The 14,257-nt window shown below is 67.2% G+C and carries 9 protein-coding genes; 6 read left to right on the top strand and 3 right to left on the bottom strand.

Annotation, left to right across the window (positions count from 1 at the left end):
• Positions 1 to 8: 8 nt before the first annotated feature.
• From V9K84_RS19975 to V9K84_RS19965, 3 genes are all read left to right on the top strand, one after another.
• A complete protein-coding gene (locus V9K84_RS19975) occupies positions 9 to 5,327 on the top strand; it encodes an Hpt domain-containing protein (protein ID WP_088514722.1) in 5,319 nt (1,772 codons plus the stop codon).
• Complete coding sequence (locus V9K84_RS19970) at positions 5,320 to 5,784, top strand: chemotaxis protein CheW (RefSeq protein WP_043862137.1); 465 nt, start codon at positions 5,320 to 5,322, stop codon at positions 5,782 to 5,784. The genes V9K84_RS19975 and V9K84_RS19970 overlap by 8 nt, the downstream gene beginning before the upstream one ends.
• A 77-nt stretch (positions 5,785 to 5,861) precedes the next feature.
• Positions 5,862 to 6,479: a hemolysin III family protein gene (locus V9K84_RS19965; protein ID WP_043862136.1), complete on the top strand. Its 618-nt coding sequence runs from the start codon at positions 5,862 to 5,864 to the stop codon at positions 6,477 to 6,479.
• A gap of 69 nt (positions 6,480 to 6,548) precedes the next feature.
• Here V9K84_RS19965 and V9K84_RS19960 read toward each other — a convergent pair whose 3' ends face one another.
• Both V9K84_RS19960 and V9K84_RS19955 read right to left on the bottom strand, forming a co-directional pair.
• On the bottom strand, positions 6,549 to 7,268 hold the full coding sequence (locus V9K84_RS19960) for a 16S rRNA (uracil(1498)-N(3))-methyltransferase (RefSeq protein WP_043859631.1): 720 nt from the start codon (positions 7,266 to 7,268) through the stop codon (positions 6,549 to 6,551).
• Between the two features lie 107 nt (positions 7,269 to 7,375).
• Positions 7,376 to 8,782: an adenosylmethionine--8-amino-7-oxononanoate transaminase gene (locus V9K84_RS19955; protein ID WP_088514689.1), complete on the bottom strand. Its 1,407-nt coding sequence runs from the start codon at positions 8,780 to 8,782 to the stop codon at positions 7,376 to 7,378.
• Between the two features lie 190 nt (positions 8,783 to 8,972).
• Between V9K84_RS19955 and V9K84_RS19950 the strand changes: the two genes are divergently transcribed.
• From V9K84_RS19950 to V9K84_RS19940, 3 genes are all read left to right on the top strand, one after another.
• Positions 8,973 to 10,745, top strand: a complete 1,773-nt coding sequence (locus tag V9K84_RS19950) for a flavin monoamine oxidase family protein (RefSeq protein ID WP_088514690.1) — start codon at positions 8,973 to 8,975, stop codon at positions 10,743 to 10,745.
• 236 nt (positions 10,746 to 10,981) lie between these two features.
• On the top strand, positions 10,982 to 11,533 hold the full coding sequence (locus V9K84_RS19945; protein ID WP_043863618.1) for a cytochrome b: 552 nt from the start codon (positions 10,982 to 10,984) through the stop codon (positions 11,531 to 11,533).
• Positions 11,534 to 11,565: 32 nt separating this feature from the next.
• Complete coding sequence (locus tag V9K84_RS19940; RefSeq protein WP_088514691.1) at positions 11,566 to 12,144, top strand: YceI family protein; 579 nt, start codon at positions 11,566 to 11,568, stop codon at positions 12,142 to 12,144.
• 65 nt (positions 12,145 to 12,209) lie between these two features.
• Here the strand turns inward: V9K84_RS19940 and V9K84_RS19935 are convergent, their stop codons facing one another.
• A complete protein-coding gene (locus V9K84_RS19935; protein WP_043863616.1) occupies positions 12,210 to 14,102 on the bottom strand; it encodes a DEAD/DEAH box helicase in 1,893 nt (630 codons plus the stop codon).
• Positions 14,103 to 14,257: the final 155 nt, after the last annotated feature.

Here is a 14,257-nt window from a genome sequence, read left to right as displayed (position 1 = left end):
AAGTGCGTATCGCCGAGCGCCACGACAAGGTGGCCCTGGCCTGGGTCAAGGGCCCCATCGACGACTGCCTGGCCCAGGCCCGCCAGGCGTTGGAGCAGTTTGCCGGCGACGCTGGCGACAGCCAGGTGCTGGAGCGTTTCGACGCGCCGCTGCGCCAGGTGCGCGGCTGCCTGCAGATGCTCGAGCTGGAAGGTGCGGCCTTGCTGACCCGTGAAATGCAGCAGCTGGCCCAGGCCCTGGGCGAAGGCCGCGTGGCCTCTCGCGGTGACGCGCTGGGCGCGTTGTTCAGGGCGCTGGAGCAGTTGCCGCAGTACCTGCAACGCCTGCGCGGCGCCCGGCACGAGCTGCCGTTGCTGGTGCTGCCACTGCTCAACCCGTTGCGTGCCGCGCGTGGCGCGCCGGCGCTGGCCCAGGCCAGCCTGCCGGGCGAGCAGGCCGTCGCCGAGCCCGCTGCGGGGCTAGGCCTGAGCCTCGGCGCGCTGCGGGACCCGCTTGAGGCGGTGCCGGGGCGCGATGCGATGCGTTCGGTGGTGCTGGCAGTGCGCGAAGACCTGGTGCGCATCAAGGAGCAACTGGACCTGTTCGTGCGCAGCGACCGCCAGCAGGTCGAGGCGCTGGCCCCGCTGCTGGCGCCGTTGCGCCAGATCGCCGATACCCTGGCGGTGCTCGGCTTCGGCCAGCCGCGCCGGGTGATCATCGACCAGGTGGCGGTGCTTCAGGCCCTGGCCCAGGGCCAGCGGGTGCCCGAGGACGCGCTGCTGATGGATGTTGCCGGGGCGCTGCTGTATGTCGAGGCGACCCTGGGCGGCATGGTGGGCTCGATCGAGTCGGTCAGCCAGGCCAGCGTACCCGGCACCGACCTGGACGACATTCGCCGACTGGTGCTGGACGAGGCCCACGGCGTGCTGCTGCAGGCCAAGGACCTGATCGCCGATTGCCTGGAGGCCGGCTGGGATCGCCTGCGCCTGCAACCGCTGCCGGGGCTGTTCACGCAGATCCGCGGGGCGCTGGCGATGCTCATGCTGCCCCGGGCGGCGGCGCTGGTGCGGCGCTGCCATGATTACGTCGAGACCCACCTGCTGTACGCCGAGCGGCTGCCGGACAACGCCGCGCTCGATCACCTGGCCGATGCCCTGTGCAGCCTGGAACTGTACCTGCAATGGCGCGCCATCGACCCCCAGGCCGACCTGGACGAATGGCTCGAGCGCACCCAGCTGGCCCTGGCCGCACTGGGGTTCCCGAGCCTGCCGCCGGCCCCGCCGGCACCAGCGCCTGCGCCCGAGAGGCTTGAGGCGCCGCTGGACGACGAGCTGCGCGAGGTGTTCCTGGAGGAAGCCGAGGAGGTGCTGCAGCAGTTGCAACAGCACTGGGCGATATGGCGGGGCAACCCGGCGGCACGTGACGCGCTGGTGGAAATGCGCCGCGCCTTCCACACCCTCAAGGGCAGCGGCCGCATGGTGCGCGCCCAGGTGCTGGCCGAGCTTGCCTGGGCCGCCGAGCACCTGCTCAACCGCATGCTCGAAGGCCGGGTCGAAGCCAGCGGCGATGTGCTGGCCGGGCTCGAGCAGAGCATTGCGCTGCTGACGCCGTTGCTGGATGAATTCGCCCAGGCCCAGGCTCTGCCTCATGCCGAGGTCGAGCGCCTGGCCACGCGCCTGCATGCGCTGGCGATGAACGACCCGCTGGGCGTCACAGCCCCGGAGCCGGCCTTCGACCCGCGCCTGCTGGAGATCTTCCGCAACGAGGCGCAGACCCACCTGGCCAGTGTCGACGAGTTTCTGCAGGCCGCCGAGGCGCAGTTGCCGGTGCCGGTCAGCGACAGCCTGCAACGGGCGCTGCATACCCTCAAGGGCAGCGCCGCGATGGCCGGGGTGGTGCCGATCGCCGAGCTGGCCAGCGCACTGGACCTGCTGGCCCGCGAATTCAAGGCCCACCAGCTGGGCCTGGACCTTGACGAGCTGTACCTGCTGCAGATGGCCGAACCGCTGCTGCGCCGCGGTCTGGCACAGCTCGACAGCACCCCGCTGGCACCCATCGGCGGTGCCCGGACCCTCATCGAACAGATCGACCAGGTGGTTGCTGCGCGCCTGCAGGCACTGCGCGATGCGCCGAGCCAGGGCCTGCGGGTCAAGCGCGACCCGCAACTGATCGCCAGCTTCCTGGCCCAGGGCATGGACATCCTGCTGGACGCCGAAACCCTGTTGCAACGCTGGCAGGAGCACCCCGGCGAGCGCCAGGAGCTGACTGCGCTGCTGGATGAACTGACCACCCTGGGGCAGAGCGCGCACCTGGCCGACCTGTGGCAGGTGGACGAACTGTGCGAGGCGCTGCTGGACCTGTACGGCGCGGTGGAGGAGAGCAGCCTGGCGGTCAGCGAGCGCTTCTTCGGCGAGGCGCAACGGGCCCATGAAGCCCTGATCGACATGCTCGACCAGATTGCCGCCGGCCAGGAAGTGGACCCGCAACCGCAACGCCTGCACGCATTGCGCGAGCTGCTCGAGCAAGGCCTGGCGCCGGATGCCATGGGCCTGGTGCGCAGCCAGGGCGAGCAGCCCGGACAGATCGCCGAACTGGGCGATGCCACCCGCGCGCTGCAACGCCAGGCGCACGACAGCGAGGTGGTCGAGCTGTTTCTGGAAGAGGCCCGCGACATCCTCGAAGGGGCCGACCAGGCCCTGGCGCGCTGGGCCGGCGACCCCGACAACGGCTCGGCGCTGTCGTCGCTGCAGCGCGACCTGCAGACCCTCAAGGGTGGCGCACAGCTGGCGCAGGTGGGGGCGGTCGAGGTGCTGGCCCAGGAGCTGGAGTTGCTCTACGAAGGCCTGGTCGATCGCCGTTACCAGCCCGGCAACCTGTTGCCGGGCCTGCTGCGTGAAAGCCATGCGTTGCTCGGGCGTCTGCTCGAGCAGGTGCAGCAGGGACAGGCAACGGAGCTGGTGGTGGAACAGCTGGCAGCCCTGCGCGAGTTCCGTCACACCGCACCGGCACCCGAGCCCCAAGGCAAGCCGGCGGAGCCCCAGCGTCACGAGGGCGACAAGGAACTGCTGGAGATCTTTCTCGAGGAAGGCTTCGACATCGCCGAAAGTGCCGGTGCCGCGCTGCTGCGCTGGCAGGCCGACCCGCGCAACGGGGTGGAGGTGGAGAACCTGCTGCGCGACCTGCACACCCTCAAGGGCGGTGCGCGCATGGTCGAGATCGCGCCCATCGGCGACCTGGCCCATGAACTCGAATTCCTCTATGAACACCTGGCGGCCGGGCAGCTGCAACCCAGCCCGGCGCTGTTCAGCCTGCTGCAGAACTGCCATGACCGCCTGGCGCACATGCTCGATGCGGTGCGCCTGCACCAGCCGCTGCACGCCGCCACGGCGCTGATCGACTATATCCGCAATTTCAGCAGTGCTGCCCTGAGCGACACCGCCGCCGCGACGCCCGGCGCCGAGGTGGCCCCGGTGGAAGTGGCGGCGCCGAGCCCGGAGCGTGCCCCGGCCGACATGGTCAAGGTAACGGCCGAGCTGCTCGACGACCTGGGCAACCTGGCGGGCGAGAACTCGATCATTCGCGGGCGCATCGAACAGCAGGTGAACGATGCGCAGGTGGCCCTGGGCGAGATGGAAACCACGCTCGAGCGCATGCGCGACCAGCTGCGCCGGCTCGATACCGAGACCCATGGGCGCATCCTCAGCCGCCAGCAGAGCGAAGGCGAGGCGCTGGGCTATGACGACTTCGACCCGTTGGAAATGGACCGTCATTCACAGTTGCAGCAGCTGTCGAGGGCCCTGTTCGAGTCGGCCTCCGATCTGTTGGACCTGAAGGAAACCCTGGCCGTGCGTGCCCATGACGCCTACAGCCTGCTGCAACAGCAGGCGCGGGTGAACAGCGAGTTGCAGGAAGGCCTGACGCGCACCCGCATGGTGCCGTTCGAGCGCCTGGTGCCGCGCCTGCAGCGGGTGGTGCGCCAGGTTGCCAGCGAGCTGGGCAAGCAGGTCGAGCTGGTGGTGGGCAATGCCGAGGGCGAGCTGGACCGCAGTGTGCTCGAACGCATGGTGGCGCCGCTGGAACACATGCTGCGCAATGCCGTCGACCACGGCATGGAAAACCGTGCGGCGCGCCTGGCGGCGGGCAAGCCGGAGCAGGGCACCATCGCCCTCAACCTGCTGCACGAAGGCGCCGATATCGTCATCGAAATGACCGACGATGGCGCCGGCGTGCCGCTGGAGGCGGTGCGGCAAAAGGCGATCAAGCGCGGCCTGCTGGACCCGGCCACCGAACTGAGCGACCACGAGGTGATGCAGTTCATCCTGCGGCCCGGGTTCTCCACTGCCGAGAAGATCACCCAGATTTCCGGGCGTGGCCTGGGCATGGACGTGGTGCACGAAGAGGTCAAGCAACTGGGCGGCTCGATGGTGATCAACTCGGTGCCGGGCAAGGGTGCGCGTTTTCTGATTCGCCTGCCGTTCACCGTGTCGGTCAATCGCGCACTGATGGTGAACTACGGCGAAGAACAGTACGCGGTGCCGCTGAACACCATCGAGGGCGTGGTCCGTGTACCGCCGGCCGAGCTCGAGGCCTGCTACCAGCTGGACCCGCCGTGCTACCGCTACGCCGGCCACCGCTATGAACTGCGCTACCTCGGCGAACTGCTGCAGGGCGAGGTGCAGCCGCGCCTGCTGGGGCAGAGCCTGCCGCTGCCGGTACTGCTGGTGCAGGCCCACGACCAGCAGTTCGCCGTGCAGGTGGACAGCCTGGCGGCCAGCCGTGAAATCGTGGTCAAGAGCCTTGGCCCGCAGTTTGCCGCAGTGCACGGGCTGGCCGGGGCGACCCTGCTGGGCGATGGCCGCGTGGTACTGATTCTCGACCTGCTGGCGCAACTGCGTGCGCTGCACCTGCAGTTGTCCAAGGTGGCCCAGGGCGCCGCACGCCTGCGCCTGGAGCACCCTGGCAATGCCGCCGCACGTCCGTTGCTGGTGCTGGTGGTGGACGATTCGGTCACGGTGCGCAAGGTGACCGGGCGCCTGCTGGAGCGCCATGGCATGAACGTGCTGACGGCCAAGGATGGGGTCGATGCCATGAGTGTGCTGGCCGAACACCGTCCCGACATCTTGCTGCTGGACATCGAGATGCCACGCATGGACGGCTTCGAGGTGGCCACCCAGGTGCGCCAGGACCCGCACCTGAAGGACCTGCCGATCATCATGATCACCTCGCGCACCGGCCAGAAGCACCGCGACCGGGCCATGGCCATTGGCGTCAACGACTACCTGGGCAAGCCCTACCAGGAGTCGGTGCTGCTGCAGAGCATTGCCCGCTGGAGTACCCCGCATGCTTGAACAGACCCCTCGCAACAATCGGCGCAACACCCTCACCGGGCTGTTGCTGCCGTTGAGCGACCGCAGCCTGGTGCTGCCCAACGTGGCGGTGGCCGAGCTGATCGGCTACCAGCCGTGCACGCCCTTGCCGCATCAGCCGGCCTGGTTGCTGGGCTGGATCGACTGGCGCAGCCAGCGCCTGCCGCTGCTGAGCTTCGAGGCGGCCTGCGGTGGCCAGACCCAGGTTGGCGAGCGCGCGCGCATCGTGGTGCTCAATGCCCTGGGCGATACGCCGCGGCGTTTCTTCGCCCTGCTGGTGCAGGGCATACCGCGCACGTGCAAGCTCGACAGCCAGCTCAACTACGTCGATGTGCCGCTGGCGCCGCTGGAGCTGGCGGCGGTGCAGGTGGGCGAGCAGGTGGCGCGGGTACCGGACCTGCCCGGGCTGGAACAGCTGTTGCAGACGGCCGGGGCCTAGTACCAACCGCGTAATGCACTTGATGCCGGGCTTGTGTAGGGTAGGGGAGCGAATCATTCTACGGAGGGCATCAATGCATGTACCACGGTGAACGTTTCAATGCCTGGACCCACCTGGTGGGCGCGGTTCTGGCCTGCATCGGCGCGATCTGGCTGCTGGTGGTGGCCGGGATGCAGGGCGACCCCTGGAAGATCGTCAGCCTGGCCATCTACGGCTTCACGCTGATGCTGCTGTACAGCACTTCGACCCTTTATCACAGCGTGCGCGGGCGGGCGAAGGTGATCATGCGCAAGCTCGATCACCTGTCGATCTACCTGCTGATTGCCGGCAGCTATACCCCGTTCTGCCTGGTGAGCCTGCGCGGTCCGTGGGGCTGGAGCCTGTTCGGGGTGGTGTGGGGGCTGGCGGTTATCGGCATGCTGCAGGAGATCAAGCCGCGCTCCGAGGCGCGCGTGCTGTCCATCGTTATCTACGCACTGATGGGCTGGATCGTGCTGGTGGCGGTCAAACCGCTGCTGGCCAGCCTGGGTACGGCGGGGTTCGCCTGGCTGGCGGCGGGGGGCGCGCTGTACACCATCGGCATCATCTTCTTTGCCTATGACAGCCGCTTCCGCCATTGGCATGGCATCTGGCACCTGTTCGTGATTGCCGGCAGCCTGCTGCACTTTATCGCGATATTTTTCTACGTGCTTTAGGGCCCCTTCGCCGGCAAGGCCGGCTCCTGCAGTAGGAGCCGGCCTTGCCGGCGAACGCCGCGACGCGGTCTAGAAGTCGCCCCACAGCTGCTGCGCCACTGCCAGCGCCACCACTGGCGCGGTTTCGGTACGCAGCACCCGCGGGCCCAGGCGCGCGGCATGGAACCCCGCCGCCTTGGCCTGCTCCACTTCTACCTCCGACAAGCCGCCCTCCGGCCCGATCAGAAACGCCAGGCTCGCGGGCCTGGCATGGCTGGTCAAGGGTTCGGCCACCGGGTGCAGCACCAGTTTCAGCGCTTCGTCTCGCGCCTTGAGCCAGTCTGCCAGCAGCACCGGCGAATGGATCGTCGGCACTGTCGAGCGCCCGCATTGTTCGCAGGCACTGATCGCCACCTGGCGCCAGTGGGCCAGGCGCTTGTCGGCACGTTCGTCCTTCAGACGCACCTCGCAGCGTTCGCTGACGATCGGGGTGATCACGCTGGCGCCCAGTTCGGTGGCCTTCTGGATCGCCCAGTCCATGCGCTCGCCACGGGACAGGCCCTGGCCCAGGTGCACGTGCAGGGGGGATTCGGCCTGGCCGGGGAGGGCCTGGGCGAGCGTGACGCGCACGCTCTTCTTGCCGACCTCGAGCAGTTCGCCCAGGTATTCCTGGCCGCTGCCGTCGAACAGTTGCACCGCATCGCCCGGCGCCATGCGCAGCACGCGGCCGATGTAGTGGGCCTGGGCCTCGGGCAGGTCGTGCTCGCCCAGGCTCAGGGGGGCGTCGATGAAGAAGCGGGACAGTCTCATGGTTCTGCTCTGAATAAGATGGAGGCAGTTCGGGCGCCATCGCGGGTCAAGCCTGCTCCTGCAGGGTTACAGGTGATCCCTGTGGGAGCTGGGACCCGCGATGCTGTTTAGCCCGGATCGCGGAAATCAGGATGGAAATCGGTCGGCACCGCCACGCTCACGCTGCTGCGCGTGGCGATATCGATGCCCTCGCTGGCCACCTCGGCCAGGAAGTCGATCTGTTCGGGGGTGATCACGTACGGCGGCAGGAAGTACACCACGCTGCCCAGCGGGCGCAGCAGCGCACCACGGGTCAGGGCATGCTCGAACACCTTCAGGCCACGCCGCTCCTGCCACGGGTAGGCGGTCTTGCTGGCCTTGTCCTGCACCATCTCGATGGCCAGGGCCATGCCGGTCTGGCGCACTTCGGCCACATGCGGGTGGTCGACCAGGTGCGCGGTGGCCGCGGCCATGCGTGTGGCCAGGGCCTTGTTGGCCTCGATCACGTTGTCCTGCTCGAAGATGTCCAGGGTCGCCAGTGCCGCGGCACAGGCCAGCGGGTTGCCGGTATAGCTGTGCGAGTGCAGGAACGCGCGCAGGGTCGGGTAATCGTCGTAGAACGCGCTGTACACCTCGTCGGTGGTCAGGCACGCGGCCAGCGGCAGGTAGCCGCCGGTGAGGGCCTTGGACAGGCACAGGAAGTCGGGGCGGATGCCGGCCTGCTCGCAGGCGAACATCGTGCCGGTGCGCCCGAAGCCTACGGCGATCTCGTCGTGGATAAGGTGCACGCCGTAGCGGTCGCACGCCTCGCGCAGCAGCCTGAGGTACACCGGGTGGTACATGCGCATGCCGCCGGCGCCCTGGATCAGCGGTTCGACGATCACGGCGGCGATGCTCTGGTGGTGCTCGGCCAGGGTCTGTTCCATGGCGGCGAACATCGTGCGCGAATGGTCTTCCCAGCTCACGCCCTCGGGGCGCAGGTAGCAGTCGGGGCTGGGCACCTTGAGGGTGTCGAGCAGCAGTGCCTTGTAGGTCTCGGTGAACAGCGGCACGTCGCCCACCGACATCGCCGCGATGGTCTCGCCGTGGTAGCTGTTGCTCAGGGTGACGAAGCGCTTCTTGTCCGGCTGGCCCTTGTTGAGCCAGTAATGGAAGCTCATCTTCAGCGCCACTTCGATGCACGAGGAGCCATTGTCGGCGTAGAAGCAGCGGTTCAGGCCCTCGGGGGTGAGCTTGACCAGGCGCTCGGACAGCTCGATCACCGGCTGGTGGCTGAAGCCTGCGAGGATCACGTGTTCGAGCTGGTCGACCTGGTCCTTGATGCGCTGGTTGATCTTCGGGTTGGCGTGGCCGAACACGTTGACCCACCAGGAACTCACCGCGTCGAGGTAGCGCTTGCCTTCGAAGTCTTCGAGCCATACGCCTTCGCCACGCTTGATCGGGATCAGCGGCAGGTGCTCGTGGTCTTTCATCTGGGTGCAGGGATGCCACAGGACCTTGAGGTCACGTTCCATCCACTGTTGATTCAGGCCCATGGGCTCTCTCCTGGCGACGCGGGTTCGGGTAACCGCGCAAGCCTATGCAAAGCGCCGGGGCAGGACAACCCATAAGGCGCAAACGGTGCGGGCATTAGTGGCAGGCCCGGGCGGCCTGACGTATCCTTCACCGACGTTTTTCCCGGGGGGTTCACCCCGCATTTTCCGCCTTTGATCCGGAGTTCGCCGAATGTCTGCTGGTTGGCTGCGCGCCTGCGCGCTGGTAATGATAGGGCTGTTCAGCGCGGGCGCCCTCGCGGCTGCCAAGCAGCCGACGGCCATCGTGGTCGGTGGCGGCCTGGCAGGCCTCACCGCCGCCTACGAACTGCAAAACAAGGGCTGGCAGGTGACCCTGCTGGAAGCCAAGCCGGGCATGGGCGGGCGTTCGGGCCTGGCCACCAGCGAGTGGATCGGCAACAGCAAGGCCCAGCCGACCCTCAACCGCTACCTCGACACCTTCAAGCTGGCCACCCTGCCGGCGCCGGAGTTCGTGCGCGTACCGAGCTACCTGATCGATGGCGAGTACTTCAGCGCCGCAGACCTGGCCACCAAGCAGCCGGCCACCGCCGAGGCACTCAAGCGCTACGAGAAGACCCTCGACGACCTGGCGCGCTCGATCAGCGACCCTGAAAACCCGGCGGCCAACAGCACCCTGTTCGCCCTCGACCAGCTCAACGTTTCCGGCTGGCTGGACAAGCTGCAACTGCCACCGACCGCGCGCCAGCTGGTCAACCAGCAGATCCGTACCCGCTATGACGAGCCTTCGCGCCTGTCGTTGCTGTATTTCGCGCAGCAGACCCGCGTGTACCGCGATGTGAGCGATCGCGACCTGCGCGCCGCCCGTCTGCCCGGCGGCAGCCCGGTGCTGGCGCAGGCTTTCGTCAAGCAACTGAAGACCATCAAGACCAGCGCACCGGTCAGCGCGATCATCCAGGACAAGGACGGCGTCACGGTCAAGGTCGGCGCGGTGGGCTACAGCGCCGACTACGTGGTGCTGGCGGTACCGTTGCGCGCCCTGGCCAAGATCCAGATGACCCCGGGCCTGGACAACCAGCACCTGGCGGCGCTCAAGGGCACCAACTACGGCTGGCGCGACCAGCTGCTGCTCAAGTTCAAGACCCCGGTCTGGGAAAGCCGTGCGCGCATGTCGGGCGAAATCTACAGCAACACCGGCCTGGGCATGCTGTGGATCGAACCGGCGCTCAAGGGTGGCGCCAACGTGGTGATCAACCTGTCCGGTGACAACGCGCGCCTGCTGCAGGCGTTCGGCGACAAGCAGATGGTCGACCAGGTGCTGATTCGCCTGCATGCGTTCTACCCGCAGGCGCGTGGCGCGTTCACCGGCTATGAAGTGCGTCGCTACAGCACCGATGCCGGCACGGGCGGTGCGTACCTGGCCTACGGGCCGGGGCAGATCAGCAAGTTCTGGCGCCTGTGGGAGCGTCCGGTGCAGCGCGTGGCGTTTGCCGGCGAACACACCGATGCGCTGTACCCCGGCACCCTGGAAGGCGCTCTGCGCAGCGGCCAGCGCGCGGCGGGCCAGGTGGTGGACATGTCCAATGGCAAGTCGTTCGACCCGGCCAAGCTGGCGCCGGTGGCGGCCGGGGCCGCAGCGGCAGCGGTGGCGGCCAAGGACAGCAAGCCTGGCTTCTTCTCGAGGTTGTTCGGTGGCGGTGACAAGCCGGTAGACAAAGCGCCGGCCAAGCCGGTTGATGCGGCGCCAGCTCCTGCGCCAGCCCCAGCCCCAGCCCCAGCCGCTGCACCTGCGCCGGCGCCAACGCCCGCTGCGGCTGCGCCGGTAGCCAGGCAGGCGCCGGCAAAGGCGGCGCCTGCTGCCAAGAAGGCCCCGGCGAAAGCCGCGCCAGCCAAGAAGCCTGCGGCCAAGGCCCAGCCGGTCAAAAAGCCTGCGGCCAAGCCGGTGGCGAAGAAGCCAGCCACAGCGACCCAGGCCAAGGCGCAGTGATGCGTTGAACCCTTCGCCGGCAAGGCCGGCTCCTACAGGTGCAGCACAAGCCCGTAGGAGCCGGCCTTGCCGGCGAAGGGGCCACCTCAATTCCTTCCTGCCGAGTTAATGTTTCCTTAACCTGTTCGTCTCACACTAAAGATCATGTTTCTCGATCGTTCAAAGCGAAATTTTCCGCTTTAATTCGATAGATAACCGGTTAGTCTTGGGCACAGTTCTTACAGGGAAACACGGCAATGCAACTGCGCAATTCTCCTTCTCGCTATGGCGTGGTCAGTATCGTCCTGCACTGGGGCGTGGCCCTGGCGGTCTTCGGCCTGTTCGGCCTGGGGCTGTGGATGGTCGGCCTGGACTACTACAGTGCGTGGCGCAAAACGGCACCCGACCTGCACAAGAGTATCGGCCTGACCCTGCTGGCGATCATGCTCGGTCGCGTGCTGTGGCGCTTCATCAGCCCGCCACCACCGGCCCCGGCCAACCACGGCCCGCTTACCCGCTTCGCCGCCAAGGCCGGCCACGGCCTGCTGTACGTGGGCCTGTTCGGGGTGATGATCACCGGTTACCTGATCTCCACCGCCGACGGCGTGGGCATCCCGGTGTTCGGCCTGTTCGAGGTGCCGGCACTGGTCAGCGACCTGCCCAACCAGGCGGATGTCGCCGGGGAAATCCACTTCTACCTGGCCTGGGGGTTGGTGATCTTCGCCGGCCTGCATGGCCTGGCCGCCCTCAAGCACCACTTTATCGACCGTGACGCGACCCTCACCCGCATGCTGGGCCGCAAAGCTTGATGTTCAACCTCAACTCCAAAGGAATAGAAGTAATGTTGAAAAAGACTTTTGCCGCTCTGGCGCTCGGTACCGCCCTGTTCACCGCTGGCCAGGCCATGGCTGCCGACTACAAGATCGACAAGGAAGGCCAGCACGCCTTCATCGACTGGAAAGTCAGCCACCTGGGCTACAGCTTCATCCACGGCACCTTCAAGGACTGGGACGGTACCTTCAGCTGGGATTCCGCCAAGCCGCAGGACAGCAAGATCTCGGTAGACGTGAAGACAGCCAGCCTGTGGTCCAACCACGCCGAGCGTGACAAGCACATCGCCAGCAAGGACTTCCTGGACGTTTCGAAATTCGCCGACGCCAAGTTCGTCTCCACCGCCGTCAAGCCCACTGGCGACAAGACTGCCGACGTTACCGGCGACCTGACCTTCCACGGCGTGACCAAGCCAGTGACCTTCAAGGCCACCTTCAACGGTGAAGGCAAGGACCCATGGGGCGGCGAGCGCGCCGGTTTCAACGCCACCACCACCCTGGACCTGAACGACTTCGGCATCAAGCTGCCTGGCGACGTGGCACAGACCGCCCAGCTGGACATCTCGCTGGAAGGCGTCAAGCAGAAGTAATTGCCTGGCCTGTAAACAAGAACGCCGCCCCTAGGGGCGGCGTTCTTGTGTGCGCAGTGGCGGGATCAGCGGTTGCGCGTCAGCAGCGCAGGCTTCTCGCCACGTGGGCGGCTTGGCAGCTGCTCGAGCTGTTCGGCGGTCGGGAACCGGTCGATCTTGGATTCCTTGTGCACGATCTTGGGCTGCGACTGGCCGTCACGCGGGTTGCGCACTGCCGGTTCCTGCGACGACTGATCGTCACGGGCCGGGCGGCGGTTGCGGTTGTTGCTGCCGTCGCGGCGCGCCTGGCCATCGCGACCACCGCCACCGCTGCGTGCACCACCGCGCTTCTCGCCATTGCTGCCGGCGCCACCGCTACGTGCACCACCACCGGTGTTGCTGCGTGGCTGGCCACCGCGGGGTGCGCCGGTGCCGGTACCGGCGGCTGCCGGTGCGCCCGGGCGACGGTTGCGGCCCTGGCCGCCCTTGTTCTGGTACGGGCTGACGTAGTCGGCACGGTTGCCGAAGTTGTCCACTTCGTCGTCCAGGAAGGCTTCAGGGTCACGGTCGGCCGGGATTTTCGGAACTACTGCTGCCTGACCCGAGGGTGCCTGGCGGGTTTTGCTGTTGTCACGGGGCTTGCGCTCTTGGCGCCCGCCGGCGGCCTTCTCAGTGGCTCTGTCGCCTGCGGGCTTATCCTTTTCCTGGCCTTTGTCCTTGCCCTTGTCCTTGCGCCCGCCGGCATTGCTGCCGTCGGCACGCTGGCCACGGCCACCGCGCGGGTTCATCTGCGGACGTTCACGGGCTTCGGGTTTTTCGGCTTCGACCGTCGAGGCATCGAAGCCCATCAGGTCGCCGTCCTGGATTTTCTGGCGGGTGACGCGCTCGATGCTCTTGAGCAGCTTCTCTTCGTCCGGCGCCACCAGCGAGATGGCCTCGCCGGAACGGCCCGCACGGCCGGTACGGCCGATACGGTGCACGTAGTCTTCCTCGACGTTGGGCAGCTCGAAGTTGACCACGTGGGGCAACTGGTCGATGTCCAGGCCGCGGGCGGCGATGTCGGTGGCGACCATGATGCGCACGGTGCCGGCCTTGAAGTCGGCCAGGGCCTTGGTGCGCGCGTTCTGGCTCTTGTTGCCGTGAATCGCCGCGGCAGTCAGGCCGTGCTTCTCGAGGTACTCGGCAAGGCGGTTGGCGCCGTGCTTGGTACGTGTGAAGACCAGCACCTGCTCCCAGGCACCCTGGGTGATCAGGTGGGCCAGCAGGGCACGCTTGTGGCTGGCGGGCAGACGGTACACACGCTGCTCGATACGCTCGACCGTGGTGTTGGGCGGCGTGACCTCGATGCGCTCGGGGTTGTGCAGCAGCTTGTCGGCCAGGTTGGTGATGTCTTTGGAGAAGGTCGCCGAGAACAGCAGGTTCTGGCGCTTGGCAGGCAAGCGTGCGAGGACCTTCTTCACGTCATGGATGAAGCCCATGTCGAGCATGCGGTCGGCTTCGTCGAGCACCAGGATCTCAACGTGGCTCAGGTCGACGCTGCCCTGGCCGGCGAGGTCCAGCAGACGGCCGGGGCAGGCCACCAGCACGTCGACGCCGCGGGACATGGCCTGCACCTGCGGGTTCATGCCGACACCGCCGAAGATGCAGGCGCTGACGAACTTGAGGTCGCGGGCGTAGATCTTGAAGCTGTCGTGGACCTGGGCGGCGAGTTCGCGGGTGGGGGTCAGCACCAGTACCCGCGGCTGGCGTGGGCCATGGCGCTGGGACTTGTCGGGGTGGCCACCTGGAAACAGGCGTTCGAGAATCGGCAGTGCAAAGCCACCGGTTTTACCAGTACCTGTCTGCGCCGCGACCATCAGGTCGCGACCTTGCAACACGGCGGGAATGGCCCGCTGTTGCACCGGCGTAGGCTGGGTATAGCCCGCTGCCTCGATAGCGCGGACTAGAGCCTCGGAGAGACCGAGGGAAGCAAAGGACATGAGTAATCCTGTTCTAGTGGGGGCTAAGCCCTATGGGAAGTTCGTGCCTGGCGCGACGGGCATCAGGTGATGCTATCGCGTCCGGTCCTGCTGGGCCTTCAATGCGCATCCGGGGGGCGGCGGGCGGGCTCTGGGCGCGCTGTCCTGCCGATCGG

Source organism: Pseudomonas sp. AE27, assembly GCF_037113495.1.
GTDB classification, from domain to species: Bacteria; Pseudomonadota; Gammaproteobacteria; order Pseudomonadales; family Pseudomonadaceae; genus Aquipseudomonas; species Aquipseudomonas palmensis.
Note: the sequence above shows the minus strand (reverse complement) of the source record. Positions and strands in the feature narration are given on the sequence as shown.

What these genes read in the sequence shown, in the direction of transcription:
- V9K84_RS19970 (WP_043862137.1), top strand. Translation starts at nt 5,320, where the DNA reads ATGCTTGAACAGACCCCTCGCAACAATCGGCGCAACACCCTCACCGGG.
- V9K84_RS19935 (WP_043863616.1), bottom strand. Translation starts at nt 14,102, where the DNA reads ATGTCCTTTGCTTCCCTCGGTCTCTCCGAGGCTCTAGTCCGCGCTATC.
- V9K84_RS19965 (WP_043862136.1), top strand. Translation starts at nt 5,862, where the DNA reads ATGTACCACGGTGAACGTTTCAATGCCTGGACCCACCTGGTGGGCGCG.
- V9K84_RS19960 (WP_043859631.1), bottom strand. Translation starts at nt 7,268, where the DNA reads ATGAGACTGTCCCGCTTCTTCATCGACGCCCCCCTGAGCCTGGGCGAG.
- V9K84_RS19955 (WP_088514689.1), bottom strand. Translation starts at nt 8,782, where the DNA reads ATGGGCCTGAATCAACAGTGGATGGAACGTGACCTCAAGGTCCTGTGG.
- V9K84_RS19950 (WP_088514690.1), top strand. Translation starts at nt 8,973, where the DNA reads ATGTCTGCTGGTTGGCTGCGCGCCTGCGCGCTGGTAATGATAGGGCTG.
- V9K84_RS19940 (WP_088514691.1), top strand. Translation starts at nt 11,566, where the DNA reads ATGTTGAAAAAGACTTTTGCCGCTCTGGCGCTCGGTACCGCCCTGTTC.
- V9K84_RS19945 (WP_043863618.1), top strand. Translation starts at nt 10,982, where the DNA reads ATGCAACTGCGCAATTCTCCTTCTCGCTATGGCGTGGTCAGTATCGTC.